Annotated in this window: 16 protein-coding genes, 4 tRNA genes and 3 rRNA genes; 2 read left to right on the top strand and 21 right to left on the bottom strand. The window is 59.1% G+C overall.

The window, feature by feature from the left end; translation table 11 throughout:
• Positions 1-487: 487 nt before the first annotated feature.
• The 21 genes from ACXAD2_RS11445 to ACXAD2_RS11345 all read right to left on the bottom strand — a co-directional run bounded on the left by ACXAD2_RS11445 (position 488) and on the right by ACXAD2_RS11345 (position 21,512).
• Complete coding sequence (locus ACXAD2_RS11445) at positions 488-835, bottom strand: hypothetical protein (RefSeq protein WP_475169962.1); 348 nt, start codon at positions 833-835, stop codon at positions 488-490.
• Between the two features lie 213 nt (positions 836-1,048).
• Positions 1,049-1,465 (bottom strand): helix-turn-helix domain-containing protein, encoded by a 417-nt coding sequence (locus ACXAD2_RS11440; protein WP_475169960.1) that lies wholly within the window; start codon positions 1,463-1,465, stop codon positions 1,049-1,051.
• A gap of 576 nt (positions 1,466-2,041) precedes the next feature.
• Positions 2,042-2,761, bottom strand: a complete 720-nt coding sequence (locus tag ACXAD2_RS11435; protein WP_475169958.1) for a hypothetical protein — start codon at positions 2,759-2,761, stop codon at positions 2,042-2,044.
• Complete coding sequence (locus tag ACXAD2_RS11430; RefSeq protein WP_475169956.1) at positions 2,691-3,302, bottom strand: hypothetical protein; 612 nt, start codon at positions 3,300-3,302, stop codon at positions 2,691-2,693. The genes ACXAD2_RS11435 and ACXAD2_RS11430 overlap by 71 nt, the downstream gene beginning before the upstream one ends.
• Complete coding sequence (locus tag ACXAD2_RS11425; protein ID WP_475169953.1) at positions 3,302-4,108, bottom strand: TIGR04255 family protein; 807 nt, start codon at positions 4,106-4,108, stop codon at positions 3,302-3,304. The genes ACXAD2_RS11430 and ACXAD2_RS11425 overlap by 1 nt, the downstream gene beginning before the upstream one ends.
• A gap of 386 nt (positions 4,109-4,494) precedes the next feature.
• On the bottom strand, positions 4,495-5,256 hold the full coding sequence (locus ACXAD2_RS11420; protein ID WP_475169951.1) for a tyrosine-type recombinase/integrase: 762 nt from the start codon (positions 5,254-5,256) through the stop codon (positions 4,495-4,497).
• 95 nt (positions 5,257-5,351) lie between these two features.
• Positions 5,352-5,978 (bottom strand): DUF927 domain-containing protein, encoded by a 627-nt coding sequence (locus ACXAD2_RS11415; protein ID WP_475169949.1) that lies wholly within the window; start codon positions 5,976-5,978, stop codon positions 5,352-5,354.
• A gap of 136 nt (positions 5,979-6,114) precedes the next feature.
• Positions 6,115-6,639 carry a hypothetical protein gene (locus ACXAD2_RS11410; RefSeq protein ID WP_475169947.1) on the bottom strand — a complete coding sequence of 175 codons (525 nt, stop codon included), beginning with the start codon at positions 6,637-6,639 and terminating at the stop codon, positions 6,115-6,117.
• A 377-nt stretch (positions 6,640-7,016) separates the two neighbouring features.
• Positions 7,017-8,009: an acrylyl-CoA reductase (NADPH) gene (gene acuI, locus ACXAD2_RS11405; protein WP_475169945.1), complete on the bottom strand. Its 993-nt coding sequence runs from the start codon at positions 8,007-8,009 to the stop codon at positions 7,017-7,019.
• Positions 8,010-8,021: 12 nt separating this feature from the next.
• Complete coding sequence (gene acuR, locus ACXAD2_RS11400) at positions 8,022-8,669, bottom strand: acrylate utilization transcriptional regulator AcuR (protein ID WP_475169943.1); 648 nt, start codon at positions 8,667-8,669, stop codon at positions 8,022-8,024.
• Between the two features lie 196 nt (positions 8,670-8,865).
• Positions 8,866-10,671 carry an ABC transporter ATP-binding protein gene (locus ACXAD2_RS11395; protein ID WP_475169940.1) on the bottom strand — a complete coding sequence of 602 codons (1,806 nt, stop codon included), beginning with the start codon at positions 10,669-10,671 and terminating at the stop codon, positions 8,866-8,868.
• A gap of 1 nt (position 10,672) precedes the next feature.
• Positions 10,673-11,602, bottom strand: a complete 930-nt coding sequence (locus ACXAD2_RS11390; RefSeq protein ID WP_066103522.1) for an ABC transporter permease subunit — start codon at positions 11,600-11,602, stop codon at positions 10,673-10,675.
• A gap of 13 nt (positions 11,603-11,615) precedes the next feature.
• Positions 11,616-12,539 (bottom strand): oligopeptide ABC transporter permease OppB, encoded by a 924-nt coding sequence (gene oppB / locus ACXAD2_RS11385; RefSeq protein ID WP_066103521.1) that lies wholly within the window; start codon positions 12,537-12,539, stop codon positions 11,616-11,618.
• A 67-nt stretch (positions 12,540-12,606) separates the two neighbouring features.
• On the bottom strand, positions 12,607-14,193 hold the full coding sequence (locus ACXAD2_RS11380) for a peptide ABC transporter substrate-binding protein (protein ID WP_475174841.1): 1,587 nt from the start codon (positions 14,191-14,193) through the stop codon (positions 12,607-12,609).
• 672 nt (positions 14,194-14,865) lie between these two features.
• A tRNA-Met gene (locus ACXAD2_RS11375) sits at positions 14,866-14,942 on the bottom strand.
• A gap of 63 nt (positions 14,943-15,005) precedes the next feature.
• Positions 15,006-15,120, bottom strand: a 5S ribosomal RNA gene (gene rrf / locus ACXAD2_RS11370).
• A 171-nt stretch (positions 15,121-15,291) separates the two neighbouring features.
• Positions 15,292-18,161: ribosomal RNA gene (locus tag ACXAD2_RS11365) — 23S ribosomal RNA — on the bottom strand.
• Between the two features lie 443 nt (positions 18,162-18,604).
• Positions 18,605-18,680 (bottom strand) — tRNA-Ala (locus tag ACXAD2_RS11360).
• A 30-nt stretch (positions 18,681-18,710) separates the two neighbouring features.
• A tRNA-Ile gene (locus tag ACXAD2_RS11355) sits at positions 18,711-18,787 on the bottom strand.
• A gap of 254 nt (positions 18,788-19,041) precedes the next feature.
• Positions 19,042-20,505 (bottom strand): 16S ribosomal RNA (locus tag ACXAD2_RS11350).
• The 16S, 23S and 5S rRNA genes sit together here with 3 tRNA genes alongside, the layout of an rRNA operon.
• A 920-nt stretch (positions 20,506-21,425) precedes the next feature.
• A tRNA-Leu gene (locus tag ACXAD2_RS11345) sits at positions 21,426-21,512 on the bottom strand.
• Between the two features lie 147 nt (positions 21,513-21,659).
• On the opposite strand from ACXAD2_RS11345, the gene ACXAD2_RS11340 reads away from it, so the two are divergent.
• Positions 21,660-22,643 (top strand): complex I NDUFA9 subunit family protein, encoded by a 984-nt coding sequence (locus ACXAD2_RS11340; protein ID WP_475169937.1) that lies wholly within the window; start codon positions 21,660-21,662, stop codon positions 22,641-22,643.
• Positions 22,644-22,722: 79 nt separating this feature from the next.
• Positions 22,723-23,175: a GFA family protein gene (locus ACXAD2_RS11335; protein ID WP_475169935.1), complete on the top strand. Its 453-nt coding sequence runs from the start codon at positions 22,723-22,725 to the stop codon at positions 23,173-23,175.
• Positions 23,176-23,188: the final 13 nt, after the last annotated feature.

The raw sequence follows: 23,188 nt of genomic DNA, 5'->3' as shown, positions 1-23,188 counted from the left end.
CTGGCCCCGAATACCTCGAAAGGGTCTCGTCGGAGCAAGAAGAGCCTCTTCTATTCATCGCAGCCAGCAATGGTGAAGTGTCTGTCGGATAGTGAGAAGTCAGTGGAGCGTGCGGCGAGTTTACGCCCGTTGAAGAGAAGAGCGGCAGCTTCACCGCGGCCCTATCGTGATGAATTATCTTCCCGAGCCCGGCAAAAACCGCCCATCCGCCAGAAAAGGTAAGGGTTCAAGAATAAGGTGATTCTTATCAACACCTTACCCTGAGAGCGTTGTCTTCGTCAGCGCCGATCAGCCTTGCCTAGCCTTCAAGACCTTTACCAAAGGTCGCCCAACCTTTCCCTCGACCTTTACCTACGCAAGGTTTTTTGGGCATCGCGTCAAGGTTAGGCAAGGCGGTGGCAACGTCGCTGCCTTGAATTTTGTAACTTCGCCGTGCCAGGCAAGGATGAGGCAAGGTCGACGCAAGCGCAGCACAAACAACGCCAACTCATGGATCTATGGCTGAGCTCGTTGCTGCGGTCACCGCTGCAAGGTCGACGCCTCCAGAGCTTTCGCCAGGGCCCGAACGGGACCCTCCGGCGTCAGTTCCTGCCTCATAACCCCGCTTCAGCGAGAGACTTGAAGCTGTGGCGATCCCCATCGCGAAGGCAGCGATCATGGCACGCTCGGCGTCATCCTTAGAGACAGCCTCGGTTTCTTGGACCGAACGAAGCTCGCGCTCGAGCTGTGAGATGCGAAGGTCTCGATCGAGGAGCAGCGAAGTGACCTTGAGCCAAGTCGCCCCTACGACCATGATCCCCAGAACCACCATTACTGCCACAAATTCACCGGTCATCCTGGCAGCACCCCGGCAGAGTTGTGGTGAGCAGGAGATTCTGCAGAAGGCGCCGGTCCGACCACGGTCCGCAGAGCCTGCACTGCGCGTAGCGTCGGGCTAGAGACCCTTCCGCCAGTGATCATCCGGAGGAAGGTAAGCCACTCGAGCTCTTCGTCAGACAAGTCGGTGCGCTTGTCAGGTCGTATAAAGCCATTCATCTCTGCACTCCGATCACTTGCCGAAGATCGCCCAAAGCGCAGTGCGCTCACGCTTTCCAAGCCGGGGGTCGGAATTGTCCGAGGCTTCACGGAGGACCTTGAGCCAGAGGGCTTCGTTCTGAGAGACGATGGTGCCGAAAACCTTCTCAACTGTTTCGAGCATGCTCTCATTACCCATCTGCATGAACGCGAACCGGAACAGCAACGCGGCATCAACGTCTAAGGCCTTCGCCATGGCCGGCACCCGGTCAAGTGCCAACTTGTTCTCGCCCTTTTTAAGCATCGAGAGATAGTTGGCGTTGGAGAATCCTGCTTCGGTCGCGATGTCACGTTGTGTCTTCACGGGCGACAAGGCATCGATCCTTTTGCTGATAAGTGCCGCGAGAAGGCTGTCCTGATATGGGTATCTTTTGCCGGTCATCTCTATCATCTCCGATCATCGCAGCTCACTGCTGCTGCTCTCGCTATAGCGAGGGCAAGAACGGCGATGTCATGGGTCTCTAAAGGTCTTCAATCTTCGAGCACATCACCAGTAGCGCGACAATGCATCCGCCGGCTCAGACCGTAAATATAATATATATTTCAATTATATAGCTGCATAGCTAGCCTAGTGTTCACCACCTAGCAGACTGTTCCCGACGAAAGCTGGGTGCCGGACACCTTCTCGGCGTCCGCGCTGTGACCGGCGCCGTCACCCCCTCCCTGCCTGCCAAGTTGGGCACGCTGGACGTATCTGACGGGATGCTCAGTCGCCTCCGGAGGGGCGGCACGCCGGTGCAGCGTTCGACTCCGCCACCGCTTCGCGGTTGATACCCGCGATGGCCACCGTTTTTGACCGCGGTGTCCCAGCCCAGAGCAGTCGTCGGTGCAACCGAAACGACACTTCGTCCGCATTGTGGCGCTCGAAGGTTTTCTCAAACAACAGAGACGCGCCGGAGCCTAGCTCAGAATCTCCTGTCAGGTGGCGAAAACCAGCGAATCTCACCGAATAGTCAATCGATTTCGCTCACAGTGCCGACTTCGGAATAAAGCTCGACATGTCGAAATCCTCGACGTCCGCAATATTCTTAACTGCACCTTTCTGAATGATCTGATTGTAGATCACTTCCCTGCTCGCCTTTTGCTCTTCGTCGCTCATGCCAGACATCGAGTTTACGACGTCAGCGTGTGAGGGACGCAGATAGCTGGCATCGTCAGTCGGATCCAATGGCGTTTCGTGGGCGCACATCGGCACATTCGGCGCAATACAGGAGCGGACAGCCTCAACTGGAAAGTCTACAGCGCCCACCAGCCCCCCCTTATCGCCATTGTGGTTCACCTGAATCTCTTGAAGTTTCTGGGCAGTGTAGATCATTTCTTCAGGAGAAGCATGGTTCAATCGGACTACGGATAAACCAACACTGTATGCCCTCTTGAGGTCTGCTGCCCTGAATTTCCGCTTGGGCAGATCCGTTGGTTTTGACACCTTGAGGTGAGATGGAGAGGTCAGAAAGAGCCGCAACACCTCTTCAGGCACAACTTTACCTGGGCTGCCGACAGGCGAATCGGCGTGTTCACAAGCGCAAGACGGATACTCAGCGGCCAACTCTTCTACGCTAAATTCCTGAGCACAAAACTTATCTAGACCCTCACGCATTGCTAAACCGTCGACACCTTTATTCTTCGGAAAAAAGCGCGCGCCGAATGCTGCGAATGCTCTTAATAACCTCGCTAAGCAAGCCAGCATTAAAGGTTCCAGACGTGACCACCTCAGTTTCCGAAATCACAGTGTATACCGCTCTGTGCCCGCCTTTGAATTCCACCCCTCCTCGCGTGAAGCCCTCTGCATCATAAAGCTCGAGCGAGATAGTGCCATCGAAAGACATCACAGGCTCGGGGACGCCTATTTCCCCTGACCAGTTCTGTAGCACTTCCAAAGCATCGTCGATCACACCAGGGAGAACCGAACGACTATCAGGTCCATCCCAACCTGCAGTGAGTTCCGCGAAACTTCTCACGGCGCCACGGACGTCGTCGATCTCAGTTGGAGCACTGATCGCAGCCAAGTAGTCAGCTTCTCTTTCTGTCCCCTCGGCAGTCGGAGCACTCAATGCGGCAACCGTCCTCGACAAACGGAATGTCCGTGTCGACTTAATCGGGAGATGAGCTACTTTTCGTTCGTTAGAATAAGATTCACGACCTCGGGAGGCGGTCCTATTTCTAGGAAAAAAGCCAATGAACTGCTCTCCGAAATAATCTTCTGCAGGGGCATAGGTTCCAGTATGCATCACTTATAGGCCTCCAGATCGATACCAATCTTTTCACGATATTCTTCAGAAAGGGACGCGCCAAACAGAAGTAGCGATCGGTTGTGCATGACGTTAATCAAGTCTCGAACGTCCTCGAAGTCAATTGGAGTTGACTTGGAACGCCGCTCCACGAGTGTATAAACGCCAAGACTGCGGAGTTCTTCTCCCCCATCAGTCAATGCGTCTACGACGTCGATATTTCTATTAATAAGCGTGGGAGATTGATCTTCACCCTCAAACCATCCAATATGAGAGTGCCAAGATGAGGCACCCGAATATACATCAGCAGGTATACCTGTATCAGCGACGCTAAGCAGCTTAGAAACATCTGCCTCTAAAGGATTGCCATCAAAAACGAAGCTGTCCCAATACTCGAGCTTAATAGCTTCGATTTCAGCAACATCGCTTATTTTATCAAGAGCAGGAAGGAGTGCTTCTTCTAAACGCGCAGCCAGCGCGTCCCAACGTCCGTAGGTCTTAGTCATATAGCCGTAGACCATATCTCTAAAGCCTACCTCTTCCACAAGCGCCCCATCTTTATACCGACGCATGACAAACCCGTTCTGCGCCGCGGGTTCAGCTTGTGGTGCGTTTTGTGCTTGCAGCCTAATCGTAGCGATCGAACTTTCAGCAGGACCAACGGCGTCAAACCCGAGGTCAACCGCTTGTTGTCGGATGTCGAAGGACGACTTGGTGACTATTTTAGATGGGACCGGTTCACGAAATGTGAACAGAAGCCTTACGCGTTCGATTGCGTGTGCTTCGTGCTTTGGTTTCCACGTCATGTGCTACTCACCTGATTCGCATTAGTTATGATTGTTCTGACTATGCTTTTCAACACTCATCGGAGTGTGCCGTGTTCAACGAACTGCCAGTAAGTAGAACGACCTGCCCGACGTCGTGTTGCATAGTTGCTAGAACTCTTCGACATGTTCGAGCGTCAACTCGCGTAAGACCTATCTCGATACGAAGTCTAGATGCAATGTGCGATCCAAAAGCGCGCATGGGCTCTCCCAGAACTTGTGCACCACCCGCCTAGATGTCAGGAGACGTGGAACGGTGGGTCCCTGGACAAGAAGCCATTCCTAATTTCGGCTCGGTTCATCCGTAGCCATGATGCGGCACAATCCGGACACGCCTAATGTCCGGAGATCAGCCGCACTGCCGATGCTTATCGCTTGCCGAACTCCAGTGCCTTTGCCGCCTGCATCAGGTGGCTCGGCGAGAACCGCGCGTAGACAGCGGCAGTGATCCGGGTCTCAGAGTGACCCAGATACTGCGCGATCTCGTCCATCGGCACGCCCGCCTCCGCCATATGCACGGCGGCGGTGTGCCGGAGAACGTGCGGTGACACGTCCTCGAGCCCAGCGCTCTCCACGGCGCGTGCAAAGCCCCGCTTGATGGACTTCACCGGCTTAGCGGCCCATTCGATCACGTGGTCTGAGAGAGCTGCCCGCCGCGCTTCAAGCAGCGCAGCGTGTATGGTCTCATTCATAGGCACGATCGCCCTCCCCTTCCTTGAGCCCTCTCCGGTGCGGAGGTTGATCTGGCGCCGCTTGAAATCGACCCGATCCCAGGTCAGCTCCAGCACCGCCGTCACGCGAGCGGCCGTTGTCAGCATGAGAAGGATCGCGAGCCGGATGTGGGGTGCAGCTTCGGCGTCGAGCAGCCTCTCGACCTCAGGACGTGTGAGATAGCGTTCCTTGGGTGCTGGTGCGCCTGGGAGCTCGATGAAGGGCGCCGTTTCGAGGAGCCCCGACTTCACGGCCCAGTTGATGGCTGTCCGGAGATGGTTCAGTTGCGTCCTAATCGTGCCCGGAGCCCGGCCGGCTGCCTTCCGATCTTTGACGTAGGCACGGCAGTCGGCAACGGTGATCTGCTCAGGGCGAAGGGCTCCGAAGTAGGGCAGGATCGAGCGACCGGTGAAGTCCATGCTCTCAGCGATGGAGCGCCCAGCGCGGTCGGCACGAAACGCCTCCCATACCTCTGCAACGGTGGGACCGTGGGTCCGGTGGGACCGGGACAGGATCACATCGCGTGCGGCTGCTTCCGCTTCCTTTCGCGTGCGTGCGTCAAGACTATAGCGTCGCCGCTTGCCAGTCTCATCGGTGTAAGGATCGTATTGCCTACACACTTAGACGCCACGTTACTCTGCCATTCTGCGAGAGAACCTTCGACCCGCCGACCGGCGCGATCCGCTGTGTTCCCGAGCACATGCACTTTCTGGGAGCCGATTACGTGATCAGGGGAAAGAACGTAGGTCTTGCAAGACGTGTCGACCCAACCCATTCGATCGACCAGGATAAAGGTCTCGCTGGTCTCCCATTCTGAGAGCAATGCAGCGAGCAAGCGTTCCGCGCCTTTCAGCGACCGATTGAAACCGAGGCCACGATTTTTCAACTCTTTCACGACCAGAGACGGCGACAGCGCATCAGGAACGTAGGCGGTATGCATGACCCCTTCTGGATCACGAAACTCGGTCAAACGACCCCAACCGGTGCCATCAACGCGGTGGCAACGACCGACCACCTTGATCTCGGAACAAAGCCACTCAGCCACGTCTTCTTCGTCCCCGATCACGCCGATGCCCCGGTTGGTGATCATGTAGCCGGCAGGGAGACCGGCTTGCAGCGTCGGCTCGGTCAAATCCTTCATGTCCTACATCCTTCAAAGGGGCCGATAGCCCACAACTCTTGGTCACGTGACCGTCACAGCGGCACGCAATGAAACTGCGTCGCGACCGTCTGACCGCGGCGACTTCTAGGTTTTGGGACTTCTTGGAAAGGAGGCGCTAGACGCCCTTCACCTTCCACTGAGGCAGCGTGCGCCGAACGTTCTTCGCCAGCTCGGCCTCGATCTTGCTGATGTGCTCGACGGTCTCGAAAGCAGCCTTCCGTTCCTCAGCCGTCGTGAGTTCAGAGCCCTCTATTTCAGCACGCCGCGCGGACAGCTCTTCAACCTTGTAGCGGTTGATCATCTGCGCGAGCTCAGATGCAGCATCGAGGAGAAGGTCAACCATCACCTCTGCACGGCCGACCGATCCCTTGAAACCGGGGAAGGTTTCAGCTGGGTCTTCGTCCGGGGGCAATGCGTCCTCGATTGCGAACTTTTCCGGACCCTCGTCCGTCTCGAACACCGGCCCTTCAAAGCCAGCGAGTTCCAGAGGGAGTGCCACGTTGGTCCAGTTCGGGTGTTCGGACGTCCAACGGTGAAAAGGGTTGGCTAGATAGGGGTAGGTTGAGTCATCGAGGTATCTGAGCTGCTCGCGCTCTCGTTCGAGCTGCTTCTGCTTCCGTTCCTTTGCCGACATTGCCATCGGGTTTCTCCAAACGCACCGTGACCCTCACGGCTTATAACGTGAATATAGATTTCACGATCACGATTGTCAATACGATTTGGAGGCACATCTGCACACAAAGATTGATAGCGGACCAAGCAGCACGTCTATGCCGCTAGGAGAGACAGTTCCCTCCGGTTCAATGAACCTTGCAAGCTGCTGCTCGTCTGGCAGAGCAAGACGCCGCCGCCCATAAAACAGGGCGCATGTGACCAAAGATCAATAGTTTGGCGGCCGGACACGATCTTCGGGAGGCAGGGGCCGGAGGTTCGAATCCTCTCACTCCGACCAAATATGCAAAGGCGCCCCTCGGGGCGCCTTTTGCGTTTTCGCCGTTCGCGCGTGGCTCAGCTGGCTCAGCCAAGCTCCGGCGCGACCGGCACAACGATACGGCCGCGCACCGCGCCGTCGAGGAATTTCGGCGCGATCTGCGGCACCTCCTCGAAGGGCACTTCGACGGTGATCTTCTCGAGCTTGGCCATGTCGAGATCGCTGGCCAGACGCTGCCACGCCGCCAGCCGGTCGGGCTTGGGGCACATCACGCTGTCGACGCCCGCAAGCGTGACGCCGCGCAGGATGAAGGGCGCAACGCTGGCGGGCAGGTCCATACCCGCGGCCAGCCCGCAGGCCGCCACCACACCGCGGTATTTCATCATCGACAGCATATTGGCCAGCACCGTGCTGCCCGCCACGTCGATGCCTGCGGCCCAGCGTTCCTTGTTCAAGGGCCGCGGCTTGCCGGTCAGTTCCGACCGGTCGAGCACGCTGCTTGCGCCCAGATCGCGCAGATATGCCGCCTCGGCCTCGCGCCCGGTGACGGCGGCCACGTCAAAGCCGCGCGCGGCCAGCAGCGCCACCGCCACGCTGCCAACCCCGCCAGCGGCGCCGCTGACCACGATCTCGCCAGCCTCGGGTGTCACCCCGTGCCGCTCCAGCGCCAGAACGCAAAGCATCGCCGTGTAGCCCGCCGTGCCGATCGCCATGGCCTGCTTGGCGCTGATCCCCTCGGGCAGCGGCACCAGCCAGTCACCCTTGACCCGTGCGCGCCCGGCAAGGCCGCCCCAATGAGTCTCCCCCACGCCCCAGCCGTTCAGCACGACGCGGTCGCCGGGCTTGAAATCGGGATGGTTGCTTTCGGCGACGACGCCCGAGAAATCGATCCCCGGCACCATCGGAAAGCGCCGCACCACGGGGGCCGCGCCGGTCAGCGCCAGCGCGTCCTTGTAGTTGAGCGTCGAATAGGCCACGTCGACCAGAACGTCGCCCTCGGGCAGTTGATCGTCAGACAGCTCGGTGATGGAGACGCTCTGCGTTTCCTCGGGTTTCTCGATCAGGATTGCCTTGAACATCTGTCGCTCCTCTCAGCGTTCCAGCAGGTGGAAATAGGTGGTGGAAAAGCTGCGCAGTGGCTCGGCGCTCAGCTCGAGTTTCGCGCGCAGCACCGCGCCCTCCCAGCCGATCCAGAAGAAGGCGGCGAGCGCCTCCGGGTCCTGCCCGGCATCAAGCGCGCCGTCCTGCTGCGCCTGCCGCAGCACCTCGTCGGTGCGGGCTTGCCAGCCCTCGAGCACCTCGGTCAGCGCCGCGCGGAACGCATCCGGCAGCGCGCCCATCTCTTGCCCGAGGTTGCCGACCAGACAGCCGCGCCGAAACCCGTGCCGGGCCATGCCCGCCTCGGCCTCATTGGTGAAGTCGCGCAGTCGCTCCAGCGGCGGGCGGGCCTCGTTGCGGAAAGCGCGGTCGAGCAGTTCGAGGAAATAGGCGTCGTAGGCGTGGATGAGCGCGAGGCCGAACTCTGCCTTGCCCTTGAAGTGGTGATAAAAACTGCCCTTGGGCACGCCTGCCGCCTTGAGGATCTCATCCACCCCAACCGCGGAATAGCCCTTCTCGGTCAGATGCTCGAGGCCGGTGCGAATGAGCTTTCGCCGCGCCTCGGAGGCATCCGGAGCGGTGCGCGGACGCCCGCGGCGGGGTTTGTCGGAGGGAGGGAAAGGCGAGTCGGCTTGGGTCATGAAAATTTAATAGACCGATTCGTCTAATAAATCCATGCAAGGTTTTAGCAGAGCGTTCACCCGCCCGGAATCAAGGCGAAGCCGCCGGGCGAGCGCCTGCCCGTCCCGGCGGCTTCGCCTTGATTCCGGGCATATCAGCGCAACAAAAAAGGGCGGGCCCGCAGGCCCGCCCCAGTCAGTTCCGATTACGGCTCTTTCAGGCCGCGCCCGCGGTCATGATCCGCTCGAGATCATCATGCTCGGCCACGTAATGACCCGGCGCGATCTGGTCGAGCTGCGGCACGTAGTCCACATCGCCCGCCGCCAGCCGCGAGGGCAGGAAGCGCAGCGCCGCCTTGGCGTCGAGCGGCGAGGGCAGCTCGCCGGGGAGGCGGATGCGGGTGCGCGCGCGCTCGGCCACCGGATCGGGGATCGGCACCGCCGAGATCAGCGACTGCGTGTAGGGATGCGCCGGGTTCGAGCAGATGGTCTCGGCGTCGCCCATCTCGACCACGCGGCCAAGGTAGAGCACCATGATCCGGTTCGAGATCTCGCGCACCACCGACAGATCGTGCGAGATGAACAGCATCGACATGCCGAATTCGGCCTGCAGCTCCTTGAGCAGCTTCACGATCTGCGCCTGAATCGACACGTCGAGCGCCGAAACCGCCTCGTCGCAGATGATCAGCTTGGGCCGGTTGATCATCGCGCGGGCGATGCCCACGCGCTGGTTCTGGCCGCCCGACAGCTCGTGCGGGTAGCGGTTGTATTTCTCCGGCTCCAGACCCACGCGGGTCATCATCCGCAGCACCTCGTCCCGCCGCTCGCTCTTGGTCAGCTTGGGGCGGTAGGTCTTTAGCGGCTCGGCGATCGAGTCGGCGATGGTCATCCGCGGATCGAGGCTGGCGAGCGGATCCTGAAAGACGATCTGAAGGTCCTTGCGCTCCTTCTTCAGCGCCTGCTTGTCCATGGTGTTCAGCGGCTTGCCCAGCCAGCTGACATTGCCATCAGTGGGCTCGACCAGCCGCAGCACGGCGCGCGCCAGCGTGGACTTGCCGCAACCGGACTCGCCCACGATGCCCAGCGTCTCACCGGCACGCAGACCGAAGCTGACGCCGTTCACCGCCTTCAGCGGCACGGTTTTGCCGAAGATGCCGCCGTCGAGTTTGATCGGGAAATGCACCTTCATGTCGTCGACGCGCAGGATCTCCTTGCCCTCGACGCGGCCACCGGCATCGCCCTTGTCGATGCGCGGCATCGAGTCGAGCAGACGGCGGGTGTAGTCGTGGCGCGGCTGCGAGAAGATCTCGTTCACCTCGCCTTCCTCGACGAACTCCCCAAGGCGCATGACCTTGATGCGGTCGCACATCCGCGCCACCACGCCCATGTCGTGGGTGATGAGGGCGATGGCGGTGCCGAGCTCGCGCTTCAGCTGGTCCATCAGGTCGAGCACCTCGGCCTGCACGGTCACGTCAAGCGCGGTGGTCGGCTCGTCAGCGATCAGCAGCTTGGGCTCGCAGAGCATGGCCTGCGCGATCATCACGCGCTGGCGCATGCCACCCGACAGCTCGTGCGGGTACTGCTTGAGACGGCGCTTCGCTTCGGGGATGCGCACGCGCTCGAGCCAGTCGAGGCAGTGCTTTTCCGCCTCGCGGCCCGACATGCCACGGTGCACTTTCAGCACCTCAGCCATCTGCTCGCCCACCTTGAGATGCGGGGTCAGCGCCGTCAGCGGATCCTGAAAGATCATCCCGACCTTGTCGCCGCGCACCTTGTTGAGCTTGGAAACCGGCAGGTTGAGGATCTCCGAGCCCTGCAGCGTCACCGAGCCGCTCGCCGTGCCATTGGGCGGCAGCAGGCCCATGGCGGCCATGAAGCTCTGCGATTTGCCCGAGCCCGACTCGCCGACGATGCCAAGGCATTCGCCCGCGCGGATGTCGAAGGACACGCCCTTCACCGCCTGAACGCGGCCGTCCTGCGTTTCGAAACCGACCTTGAGGTCTTTCACGGAAAGAATGGTCATGTCAGCGATCCTTCGGGTCCAGAGCGTCACGCAGACCATCGCCGATGAAGAACATCGTGATGATGATGGTGACATAGAAGAACAGCGGGAACAGAAGCTGCCACAGCGTGCCATAGCCCATGGTGCCCGCGCCTTCGGCGATCAGGCGACCGAGCGAGGTCATCGGTTCCGAGATGCCAAGGCCGAGGAACGAGATGAAGCTTTCCGCAAGGATCATCTCGGGCACCAGCAGCGAGGCGTAGACGATGACCACGCCGATAAGGTTGGGCAGGATGTGACGGAAGATGATCGCGCTTTCGCTCACACCGCCAGCGCGTGCCGCCTCGATGAACTCGCGGGTCTTGAGGGTCAGCGTCTGGCCGCGCACGATCCGCGCCATGGTCAGCCAGGACACCGCGCCGAGCGCGATGAACAGCGTGATGAAGTTCCGGCCCGCCACCACGAGGATGAGGATCAGGATCAGCGTCAGCGGGATCGCCAGCAGCACGTCGACGATGCGCATCATCACGCTGTCGAGCCGGCCACCATAGAAGCCCGCGATCACGCCCCATGCGGTGCCCACGAGCAGCGCCATGGCAGCGCCGATGAGGCCCACCAGCAGCGAGGTCTGCGTCGCCTGAATGGTGCGCGAGTAGAGATCGCGTCCCAGCTCGTCGAGGCCGAAGAAGTGGCCGGTCTCGATCGAGGGGGCGCCTTGGGCAAGGATGTCGCCCATGCGCGCCCAGTCGATCTCTTCGTTGTCCCAGACCGCGAAGAACGGCCCGATGATGACGAAGGCGACGATCAGCGCCAAAACGATCACGCTGGCCATGGCGGCCTTGTTGCGCACGAAGCGGCCCATGGCGTCGCGGAACAGCGAGCGGCCACGGACGGCGTTGAAATCGGTGATGTCGGCGGCCAGTTCCGCCGCCTTTTCGGATTTTCCGAACACGGGGTCAGCCTCCTCAGTAACGGATCTTGGGATCGAACCACGCATAGGCGAGGTCGGTCAGAAGGTTCACCACGACGGTCAGCGCGCCGTAGAGGATGGTCACCCCCAGCAGCACCGCATAGTCGCGGGTCAGCGCCGAGCTGACGTAGGATTGGCCAAGGCCGCCCGTCGAGAAGTAGAGATCGACAAAGACCGAGCCGGTCAGCACGTAGACGAACACCGGGCCAAGGTAAGAGATCACCGGCAGCAGCGTCGGCTTCAGCGCGTGACGCCAGACGATGGCCTTGTTCGACAGGCCCTTGGCGCGGGCAGTGCGGATGAAGTTCGAGTTCAGCACTTCGAGCATGGACGAGCGCGTGATCCGCGCGATCGAGCCCATGTAGGAAGTAGAGAGCGCGATCACCGGCATGATCAGATACTGCCACTGCCCGCCGTTCCAGCCGCCGCCCGGCAGCAGGCCGAGCCAGAGCGTGAAGGTCAGGATGAGGATCGGGCCCATGATGAAGTTCGGCAGCGCCTGCGCGGCGATGCCGAGGCTCACGGCCAGATAGTCGATCCACGTGTTGTGGCGGATCGCGGCGGCGATCCCGAGGCTGATGCCGACCAGCGAGGCGGCCAGGAAGGCCAGCGCGCCGTAGGTCAGCGAGATCGGGAAGCCCTGCGCGATCACGTCGTTCACGCTGCGGTCCTTCTGCACGAAGGAGGGGCCGAAGTCGAAATGCACGACGATGTTGTAGAAATAGTCCCAGAGCTGTTTCCACAGCGGCTGGTCGAGACCGTATTGCGCGTTGATGTTTGCCAGCACCTCGGGCGGCAGCGGCCGCTCAGAGGTGAAGGGCCCGCCCGGGGCGACATGCATCATAAGGAAGGACGCGACGACCAGAAAAAGGATCGTCGGTATCGCGACCAGCAGGCGGCGAATGACATAGCTCAGCATTCTGGAGGATCCGGATAGGGTGCCGCCCCCGCAGCACGGGGGCGCAGGGGCGGCAGGTTACAGGTGGTTATTCGGCGATCTTGTAGAGATTCTTCGAATACCAGTTCTGTTCCACGTTCTCGGTCGGCCAGTTCCCGACGTCGCTGTCCATCATGTAGACGCCAGCATAGTGGTAGATCGGGATCACCGGCACGTCGGTGGCGATGATCTCTTCGGCTTTGGTGTAGAGCGGCGTGGTGTCCTCGGCGGTCTTCGCGTCGGCCAGCAGTGCGTCATACTCTTCGTTGGCGTATTTGCCGTCGTTGTAGCCCGAGTCGCTCTGGATCAGGTCGAGGAAGGTCGAGGCTTCGTTGTAGTCGCCGCACCATGCGCCGCGCGCCAGATCAAAGTTCTGCTGGCCACGGGTGTCGAGGAAGACCTTCCACTCCATGTTGGCGAGGTTCGCCTGAACACCCAGCTTCTGCTTCCACATCTGGGTCATCACCACGGCGATCTTCTCGTGCGCCTCGGAGGTGTTGTAGATGACGTCAAAGCTGAGCGGGTTCTCGGGGCCATAGCCTGCCTCGGCGAGCAGCTCCTTGGCCTTCTCGTCACGCTCCTTCTGGGTCATCTCGGCCATCTCGCTCTTCGGCGGGGTGAAACCGGCAACCGCCTCGGGCGTGAAGCTATAGGCGGGCGGCTCGCCACCGGCCTTGATGTTGTTGGCGATGATGTCGCGGTCGACCGCCAGCGAGAGCGCCTCGCGCACCTTCGGATCCTTGAACGCCTCCGGGCCCGAGTCGGAGAGGTTGAAGGTGTAGTAGTAGTTGCACAGACGCGGGAAGCTGATCGCCTCCTCGGGGTGCTCTTTCTTCAGGCGCGGGAACTGGCCTGCGGGCACGTCGGTGCGGTCAAGCTCACCGGCGAGGTAGCGGGTCAGCGCGACGTTCTCGTCGTTGATCACCAGCGCGACGGTCTTGTCGAGGATGGTGTTCTCGTTGTCCCAATACTGCGCGTTGCGCTCACGCACGATACGCTCGCCCGGACGGTACTCGGTCAGCACATAGGCGCCGTTCGAGACAATGTTCTCGGGCTTGGTCCACTCGCCGCCGAACTCCTCGATCACCTTTTGCGGTGCGGGGAAGGTGGTGCCATGGGTGGTCATCTGCGCGAAATAGGGCAGCGGCTGGCTCAGCGTCACTTCGAAGGTGTGCTCGTTGATGGCCTTCACGCCCAGCTCAGACGGGTCCATGTCGCCGGCAACGATCGCCTTGGCGTTCGCGATCGACATCAGCTCCATATACCACTGGTAGGGCGAAGCGGTGGCCGGATCGACGGCACGGCGCCACGCATAGGCGAAATCACCGGCGGTCACCGGATCGCCGTTCGACCACTTGGCGTCGTCGCGCAGGTGGAACGTATAGGTCAGCTTGTCGTCGCTGACGTCATAGCCGGTGGCGACGCCGGGGACGAGGTTGCCTTCCTCATCCTGGTTCATCAGGCCTTCGAACAGGTCGCGCACCACATCGGCGCCGTCGACATCCTCGACGATCTGCGGGTCGAGCGAGCTTACGTCGTCGAGCAGACGATAGGTGAAGGTCTGGTCCGCCGCCAGTTCCTCGCCAGTTTCCGGGTGGGTCGCTGCGGTGGCGGGGGTCATGGCGCCTGCGAGCATGGTGCTCGAAAGAAGTGCCGTCAAAGTCAGTCGCGAAATGCGGGTCAATGTCCTCTCCCTGTGACGATGAAACCTGCGGTCCCGATGGCGCGATTGGCACCCGGGACCCGAACGCCCCGAGGCCTCGAGGCATGCGAATTGCGGCAAAATAACCGTGCCGATCTCGCCCGCAATGCACCAAAGAGTGATGACGTTACGTTGCGAAAATCAGCGGAGAAAAGCTGCGTAAATCAGGGCTCAAAGGGCATCTAATTGCCGATTTTACCGGGTTGCTGCAATTCCATAACTGCGGAGATTGCCCTTAAAAAGCACCGCTTGGAAAATAGGCATGGGTCGCCGGAGCCGGGTCCGAGCACGGTCGGATCTGGCAAGAAAACAAGGGTGATTCGGTGCGTTTGGCTTGGGCCTAGGGCTGCGTAACGCAGACATGCATTGCCTTGGCTTCGGAGGCGATCGCCCCTTAAAGACGGCCCCCATGCCCCCGCGCTATGCGCGCGATCAGCGCCAAGCGTGAGAGCCCCGGAAGGCTATTCAGGAAGACCACGTAGGGCCGAACGTCTGCCTTGAGGCAGGTCGCAGCACCCGTGCCTTCTTTGAACTTGAGAAGGCGCCAGAAACGCAAAAAGCAGCCTGCTAGGCTGCTTGTGGTGTGTTTGGATTTATGGGGTCGACTGGTTGCGGGAGTAGGATTTGAACCTACGACCTTCAGGTTATGAGCCTGACGAGCTACCGGGCTGCTCCATCCCGCGACAGTGTCGATTTGGATCGTCTTGAGAGATACGTTATGTTTGATTTATTGTGGGTTTTACTAGGTTTGGCGGTGACCTACTCTCCCACGTCTTGAGACGCAGTACCATTGGCGCGGCAGCACTTAACGGCCGGGTTCGGAATGGAGCCGGGTGTTTTGCTTGCGCTATGACCACCAAACCGAGAAAAACCCACAACGTCGCGCGCAGCGCGGCGGGTCGGCGGAAGCGACCTGCGGAGCAGGTTGCGGGCCGACACCCCCGAATGCTGGGAGCGACAGATACCAAGTCAAGTATTGTGTAGGGGTTGTATGCTTCGATTGATCATGGAACAGCCTTGCTGTTCCTGGATCGGATCAAGCCTATCGGGCCATTAGTACCGGTCAGCTGAATGCATTGCTGCACTTACACCTCCGGCCTATCGACGTGGTGGTCTTCCACGGCCCTCAGGGATACCTTGTTTTGAGGGGGGCTTCCCGCTTAGATGCCTTCAGCGGTTATCCTGTCCGATCATAGCTACCCAGCACTGCCGTTGGCACGACAACTGGTCCACCAGTGGATCGTTCACCCCGGTCCTCTCGTACTAGGGGCAACTCCTCTCAAGTATCCTACACCCACGGCAGATAGGGACCGAACTGTCTCACGACGTTCTAAACCCAGCTCACGTACCTCTTTAAATGGCGAACAGCCATACCCTTGGGACCTGCTCCAGCCCCAGGATGAGATGAGCCGACATCGAGGTGCCAAACACTGCCGTCGATATGGACTCTTGGGCAGTATCAGCCTGTTATCCCCGGCGTACCTTTTATCCGTTGAGCGATGGCCCTCCCACTTGGGACCACCGGATCACTATGGCCGTCTTTCGACTCTGCTCGACTTGTCAGTCTTGCAGTCAGGCTGGCTTCTGCCATTGCACTCAACGAGCGATTTCCGACCGCTCTGAGCCAACCTTCGCGCGCCTCCGTTACGCTTTAGGAGGCGACCGCCCCAGTCAAACTACCCGCCACACAGGGTCCCGGAACCCGATAAGGGATCGCGGTTAGACATCAAGCAATGCAAGGGTGGTATCTCAAGGGAGGCTCCACGGACACTGGCGTGTCCGCTTCGAAGCCTACCACCTATCCTGCACATGCATGGCCTGATGCCAGTGTGAAGCTGTAGTAAAGGTGCACGGGGTCTTTCCGTCTAACCGCGGGAAGCCTGCATCTTGACAGGCAATTCAATTTCGCTGAGTTGATGTTGGAGACAGCGGGGAAGTCGTTACGCCATTCGTGCAGGTCGGAACTTACCCGACAAGGAATTTCGCTACCTTAGGACCGTTATAGTTACGGCCGCCGTTTACCTGGGCTTCAATTCAGAGCTCTCACCCCTCCTTTTAACCTTCAGGCACCGGGCAGGCGTCAGACCCTATACGTCGTCTTGCGACTTCGCAGAGCCCTGTGTTTTTAGTAAACAGTCGCCACCCCCTGGTTTGTGCCCCCAGCCAAAACTTGCGTTGAAACTGGGCCTCCTTCTCGCGAACTTACGGAGGTATTTTGCCGAGTTCCTTCAACATCGTTCTCTCAAGCGCCTTGGTATTCTCTACCAGTCCACCTGTGTCGGTTTAGGGTACGGTCTCAAAGTGGGGCTATTTCCAGGAACTGCTGAGCGGCCCCTCCAATCCGATAAGGAGGAACAACCTTCGCAATCCGTCACCACCACATGGCCCAGGAATATTGACCTGGTTCCCATCGACTACGCCTTTCGGCCTCGCCTTAGGGGCCGGCTTACCCTGCTCAGATTAGCTTTAAGCAGGAACCCTTGGACTTTCGGCGAGAGTGTCTCTCACACTCTTTGTCGCTACTCATGTCATCATTCTCGCTAGTGATCTCTCCACCGGATGCCTTACAGCCCGGCTTCACAGAAAGGACTTGCTCCTCCATTACATCCCGAAGGATGCAGAAGAGGAGTAGTCCTATGTCACACTACGCTCCGCTACCATGCGCTATGCGCATCCTCGGCTTCGGCTCATGGCTTGAGCCCCGTTACATCTTCGCCGCAGGACAACTTAATTAGACCAGTGAGCTGTTACGCTATCTTTAAAGGATGGCTGCTTCTAAGCCAACCTCCTGGTTGTTTTGGTCGTCCCACCTGCTTTCCCACTTAGCCATGAATTGGGGGCCTTAGCCGGAGGTCAGGGTTGTTTCCCTCTCCACTACGGGCGTTAGCACCCGCAGTGTGTCTGCCATCTAGTACTCCCTGGTATTCGGAGTTTGGTTAGGATCAGTAAGCCTGTGGGGCCCCATTACCCATCCAGTGCTCTACCCCCAGGGGTATTCGGATGACGCTCTACCTAAATAGATTTCGCGGAGAACCAGCTATCTCCGAGTTTGATTGGCCTTTCACCCCTAGGCACAACTCATCCCGACCTTTTTCAACAGGTGTGGGTTCGGACCTCCAGTTAGTGTTACCTAACCTTCATCCTGGTCATGCCTAGATCACTCGGTTTCGGGTCTGATCCATCTAACTCGACGCCCTATTAAGACTTGCTTTCGCTGCGCCTACACCTAACGGCTTAAGCTTGCTAGATAGACCAAGTCGATGACCCATTATACAAAAGGTACGCCGTCAGCTCTCGAGGAGCCTCCGACTGATTGTAGGCGTTCGGTTTCAGGTACTGTTTCACTCCCCTCGTCGGGGTGCTTTTCACCTTTCCCTCACGGTACTGGTTCGCTATCGGTCAGTAAGGAGTACTTAGCCTTCGGGGGTGGTCCCCCGATCTTCAGACAGGATTTCACGTGTCCCGCCCTACTTAATACGTTCCATCGAGCTTCACATACGGGACTGTCACCCGCTGTGGTTGGCCTTTCCAGACCATTCTGTTCACTCTCAGGACTCGGCTGGTCCCCGTTCGCTCGCCGCTACTAGGGGAGTCTCTATTGATGTCCTTTCCTCCGGGTACTTAGATGTTTCAGTTCCCCGGGTTTGCTCTTAAAACCCTATGTGTTCAGGTTAAAAGTACCTGTTTAAGACGATTGATATGCGCTACCGCTTCGCTACTTGAGCGCGAGGCTCTCGTAACTGACGGTATTGCTAACAATCATCTTTCAGGTGGGTTGCCCCATTCGGAAATTCCTGGATCAAAGCTTATTCTCAGCTCCCCAGGACTTATCGCAGAGTATCACGTCCTTCATCGCCTCTTACTGCCAAGGCATCCACCAAACGCCCTTCTCGCGCTTGATCCGATCCAGAAAGAGCAAGGCTGGATATGTGCGCTACCGCCTTTCGGCCACTTGAGCGCAGAGCCTTACGTTGCATTACGCTGGTTCGTGCAATGCATTTAATTCCGGATCAGAAGCATACTTTCCCGCCCTCGCCATGCGGCGAAGACAATCTCATTCACCCTATGCAAAGTGAATGAGGGGTTAGTGTACTTGACTTGGACAACTCTGTTCTTTTTCTGATCGGGATATTCCGCACTTGGTCGAGGAAACAACCGCTGTGCAAAACCTTCCCCTTGCGGGGAACCAACCAGAGATCACCGCACACTCGCGGCAACCAAACAGTGTTGATTTTGTATCTCTCTAAACGATGTCAATGCGTCCGATTGGACGGATAAACACTCGAAAGTGCTTATCGATCTAATCGTGCGTCTCTTTGAAGATGTGCCCCTTCCCGCGGGGAAGTGGTGGAGCCTAGGAGGATCGAACTCCTGACCTCCTGAATGCAAATCAGGCGCTCTCCCAGCTGAGCTAAGGCCCCGGATAACCCCGGGAATGATCCCGAAGGAAATGGTGGGTCGAGGAGGACTTGAACCTCCGACCTCACGCTTATCAGGCGTGCGCTCTAACCACCTGAGCTACCGACCCAGTTGATTTTGCAAAGCAAAATCGACGTTGCCCGACAGGCGATTTGGGCCAAGCGAAGGTTGGGCAAATCTGCCGAGAGGACCGTCCCGCTCGGGGATCAGGCAACTGCATACGAGCCGGCGGCTCGTGTGTTCTACGTTCTGAAGAGATATGAGGACGGCCTGGCTCGTCTGATGTGCATCAGTGACTAACTGATGCTTGCTAAGTGTTTCACGACCGTCGATCTAGATCGACGATACTAGAAACATCCTTAGAAAGGAGGTGATCCAGCCGCAGGTTCCCCTACGGCTACCTTGTTACGACTTCACCCCAGTCGCTGATCCTACCGTGGCCGCCTGCCTCCTCGAGAGGTTAGCGCAGCGTCGTCGGGTAGAACCAACTCCCATGGTGTGACGGGCGGTGTGTACAAGGCCCGGGAACGTATTCACCGCGTCATGCTGTTACGCGATTACTAGCGATTCCGACTTCATGGGGTCGAGTTGCAGACCCCAATCCGAACTGAGACAGTTTTTTGGGATTAACCCATTGTCACTGCCATTGTAGCACGTGTGTAGCCCAACCCGTAAGGGCCATGAGGACTTGACGTCATCCACACCTTCCTCCCGCTTATCACGGGCAGTTTCTCCAGAGTGCCCAGCCGAACTGCTGGCAACTGAAGATGTGGGTTGCGCTCGTTGCCGGACTTAACCGAACATCTCACGACACGAGCTGACGACAGCCATGCAGCACCTGTCACTAGGTCACCGAAGTGAAAGCCCGATCTCTCGGGTGGTCCTAGGATGTCAAGGGTTGGTAAGGTTCTGCGCGTTGCTTCGAATTAAACCACATGCTCCACCGCTTGTGCGGGCCCCCGTCAATTCCTTTGAGTTTTAATCTTGCGACCGTACTCCCCAGGCGGAATGCTTAATCCGTTAGGTGTGTCACCGAATAGCATGCTACCCGACGACTGGCATTCATCGTTTACGGTGTGGACTACCAGGGTATCTAATCCTGTTTGCTCCCCACACTTTCGCACCTCAGCGTCAGTATCGAGCCAGTGAGCCGCCTTCGCCACTGGTGTTCTTCCGAATATCTACGAATTTCACCTCTACACTCGGAGTTCCACTCACCTCTCTCGAACTCAAGACCAGGAGTTTTGGAGGCAGTTCCGAGGTTGAGCCCCGGGATTTCACCCCCAACTTTCTGATCCGCCTACGCGCGCTTTACGCCCAGTAATTCCGAACAACGCTAACCCCCTCCGTATTACCGCGGCTGCTGGCACGGAGTTAGCCGGGGTTTCTTTACTGGGTACAGTCATTATCTTCCCCAGCGAAAGAGCTTTACGACCCTAAGGCCTTCATCACTCACGCGGCATGGCTAGATCAGGGTTGCCCCCATTGTCTAAGATTCCCCACTGCTGCCTCCCGTAGGAGTTTGGGCCGTGTCTCAGTCCCAGTGTGGCTGATCATCCTCTCAAACCAGCTATAGATCGTAGGCTTGGTAGGCCATTACCCCACCAACTACCTAATCTAACGCGGGCCGATCCTTCTCCGATAAATCTTTCCCCCGAAGGGCGTATACGGTATTAAACCCAGTTTCCCGGGACTGTTCCGTAGAGAAGGGCACGTTCCCACGCGTTACTCACCCGTCCGCCGCTAGACCCGAAGGTCTCGCTCGACTTGCATGTGTTAGGCCTGCCGCCAGCGTTCGTTCTGAGCCAGGATCAAACTCTCAAGTTGAAAACCGATTGCTCGGTTATCCTTGACGTTCGAACCTCAGCACATCTTGATTGCGTCACCAAACCCGAAGGTCCGGCTGCCCCACCCGGCTAAGGAAAGGGGCACAATCAAACTTTCTGTTTCTCGTGCTTCAGTACCAAAGGCACCGAAGACCGACAAACAGTGAAGCTGACACTTCATCATCGGACCGAAGCCCTAGAAGCGCGATATACTGACGTTTGATCCATCGAAATGAACCAGAGCCGCCCGCATATCTCTTCAGATATCTGCGATGTCAAAGAGCGTGAGAGACAAAAACCAGACCGTTGCGCCCTAACTTGCGGCGCGCCCGCCCGTCTGCCTCTCGAAATTTCTCCGCCTCGTCTGCGCTGGCTCAGCTTGCCGCCTCGCCGCCGCCCCGTCTGGCGTCCCGTCTAGCGCCTCAGCGCCGCCGGTGAGGGGCTATTTACGTATTCCCTCGGAGGGTCGCAACCCCTTTTTTCATTTTTCGTCATAAAAAATGCACGAAGGCCGGAAACCGCGTAAAAACAGGGCCGCGAAGGAACGCCCCTGGAGGACCGAAGCGCCCGCCCCCTCAGCTATGGGCGCAGACAAGCGGACTCCCGCGGCGCTTTGAGCCTGATCGGCGCTTAGCGGGACCTCGTAGTCCAGCAAACGGCACCCTCCCGTCGGGCGCAGGACACTAGAGAGATGTTCCTGACGCCACTCCTCGAGTTGGCCGCATCCCGGCTCAGACCATGAGCGACGAGGACAAAGGCTACCAAAGGAGCACGCGCGCGACGGAGCCAGAGCATGGAGAGTGAGGGAGAGGATCAAGGCCAGACCTTCTGGCCAACCTCAGGATCAACGGCGCACAGGAAGAGCCCCAAATCCCGAAAGCAAAAAACGCCGCTTAATCCGAAGATTAAGCGGCGTTTCTATGGTGCCCAGGAGAGGACTCGAACCTCCACGGCCGTTAAGCCACTGGTACCTGAAACCAGCGCGTCTACCAATTCCGCCACCTGGGCACAGGTGGTGAGGGGGCGTTTAAATATGTCCGCAGGGAGTGTCAACGCAGTTTTTGAAGTTTCTTCAACTTCCCTTCCGTGCGCCGCTTGCCCGGTCCTCGGTGGGCCGGTATTCAAGGTCAGATAGCTCACAGCGGGAGAAGGCAGATGAGCAAGCTCGTCACAATTTACGGCGGTTCCGGCTTTGTCGGACGCTACATCGCACGACGCATGGCGAAACTCGGCTGGCGCGTGCGTGTCGCGGTGCGCCGGCCCAATGAAGCGCTCTTTGTGAAACCCTATGGCTCGGTCGGTCAGGTGGAGCCGGTGTTCTGCAACATCCGAGACGACGAGTTGGTGCGCAGCGTGATGCATGGCGCGGATGCGGTGGTGAACTGCGTCGGCACCTTTGATGCGCGCGGCAAGAACAACTTCGACGCTGTGCAGTCCGAAGGCGCGGGCCGCATCGCCCGGATCGCCGCCGAAGAAGGTGTCGAGAGCTTTGTGCATCTGTCGGCGATCGGCGCCGATAAAGAGAGCGCCAGCAGCTACGCCCGCACCAAGGGGCTTGGCGAAGAGGCGGTGCTGGCCAGCTTCCCCAGCGCGATGATCCTGCGCCCGTCGGTGATCTTCGGTATGGAAGACAACTTCTTCAACCGGTTCGCCGGGATGGCGCGCATGGGTCCGGTGCTGCCGCTGGTCGGTGCGGATATGAAGTTCCAGCCGGTCTACGTGGATAATGTCGCCGAGGCTGCCGAGAAGGGGCTGACCGGGGTGGCCGCGCCGGGCATCTATGAGCTTGGCGGGCCGGAAGTGAAAAGCTTCCGCGCCTTCATCGAAGAGATGCTGAGTGTGATCCGCCGCCGCAAGATGTTGCTGAACCTGCCTTTTGGGCTGGCTTCGGTGATGGGCCGCGTGTCGGAGTTTGTCCAGCGCATCACCGGCGGTCTGTTCACCGCGCCGATCACCCGCGATCAGGTGATCATGCTGCGCAAGGACAATGTGGTGTCGGACGGGGCCAAGGGGCTCAAGGATCTGGGGATCACCCCGGTCGCGCCCGAAGCGGTGCTGCCCGACTACCTGTGGCGCTTCCGCCCCGGCGGGCAATATGACGCCATCAAGGAATTGGCCGCCAGCCTGCGGACCGAGTGAGCGCAAAGCCGGCCCCGGGGCCGGCTTTTTCTTTGGCCGCCCGAGGCTCACCCCCAGATTCGGAGAAGAGGAAACCCAGATGACCGACCTTCCCCAAACCGGCAGCTGCCGCTGCGGCGCACTGCAGGTCGAAGTGAGCAAACCGCCCATGATGACCGCCGCCTGCCATTGCCGCGGCTGCCAAAAGATGAGCGCCAGCGCCTTTTCCCTGACGATGATGGTGCCCGGTGACGGATTTCGCGTGGTCTCCGGCACGCCAGTGAAGGGCGGGATCAAAGGGCCTGACCTCGATCACTATATGTGCGGCGACTGTCAGGGCTGGGTGTTCACCCGGATCGTCGGGGTCGAGAATTTCGTGAATGTGCGCCCCTCGATGTTCGAGGTACCGGACTGGTGCAGGCCTTATATCGAGACGATGACCGTGGATCGCCTCGACTGGGCGACCACACCGGCCGAGCATCACTACAAGGGATTCCCTCCCGAGGCGGATTTCCCGATGCTTCTGGAAGGCTACGGCAAGGCGCGCGGCTGAGACCCCCTATGAG

It is taken from the genome of Salipiger sp. ABN3_019 (assembly GCF_056158605.1).
This window is presented reverse-complemented; position numbering and strand designations above follow the sequence as displayed.

Bases quoted from the DNA above. Each gene is read 5' to 3' on its own strand.
- acuI (WP_475169945.1), bottom strand. From the start codon at position 8,009: ATGTTCAAGGCAATCCTGATCGAGAAACCCGAGGAAACGCAGAGCGTC.
- ACXAD2_RS11395 (WP_475169940.1), bottom strand. From the start codon at position 10,671: ATGACCATTCTTTCCGTGAAAGACCTCAAGGTCGGTTTCGAAACGCAG.
- ACXAD2_RS11420 (WP_475169951.1), bottom strand. From the start codon at position 5,256: ATGGACTTCACCGGTCGCTCGATCCTGCCCTACTTCGGAGCCCTTCGC.
- ACXAD2_RS11435 (WP_475169958.1), bottom strand. From the start codon at position 2,761: ATGCTGGCTTGCTTAGCGAGGTTATTAAGAGCATTCGCAGCATTCGGC.
- ACXAD2_RS11380 (WP_475174841.1), bottom strand. From the start codon at position 14,193: ATGCTCGCAGGCGCCATGACCCCCGCCACCGCAGCGACCCACCCGGAA.
- ACXAD2_RS11445 (WP_475169962.1), bottom strand. From the start codon at position 835: ATGACCGGTGAATTTGTGGCAGTAATGGTGGTTCTGGGGATCATGGTC.
- acuR (WP_475169943.1), bottom strand. From the start codon at position 8,669: ATGACCCAAGCCGACTCGCCTTTCCCTCCCTCCGACAAACCCCGCCGC.
- ACXAD2_RS11340 (WP_475169937.1), top strand. From the start codon at position 21,660: ATGAGCAAGCTCGTCACAATTTACGGCGGTTCCGGCTTTGTCGGACGC.
- ACXAD2_RS11430 (WP_475169956.1), bottom strand. From the start codon at position 3,302: ATGCATACTGGAACCTATGCCCCTGCAGAAGATTATTTCGGAGAGCAG.
- ACXAD2_RS11415 (WP_475169949.1), bottom strand. From the start codon at position 5,978: ATGAAGGATTTGACCGAGCCGACGCTGCAAGCCGGTCTCCCTGCCGGC.
- ACXAD2_RS11410 (WP_475169947.1), bottom strand. From the start codon at position 6,639: ATGGCAATGTCGGCAAAGGAACGGAAGCAGAAGCAGCTCGAACGAGAG.
- ACXAD2_RS11425 (WP_475169953.1), bottom strand. From the start codon at position 4,108: ATGACGTGGAAACCAAAGCACGAAGCACACGCAATCGAACGCGTAAGG.
- ACXAD2_RS11335 (WP_475169935.1), top strand. From the start codon at position 22,723: ATGACCGACCTTCCCCAAACCGGCAGCTGCCGCTGCGGCGCACTGCAG.
- oppB (WP_066103521.1), bottom strand. From the start codon at position 12,539: ATGCTGAGCTATGTCATTCGCCGCCTGCTGGTCGCGATACCGACGATC.
- ACXAD2_RS11440 (WP_475169960.1), bottom strand. From the start codon at position 1,465: ATGATAGAGATGACCGGCAAAAGATACCCATATCAGGACAGCCTTCTC.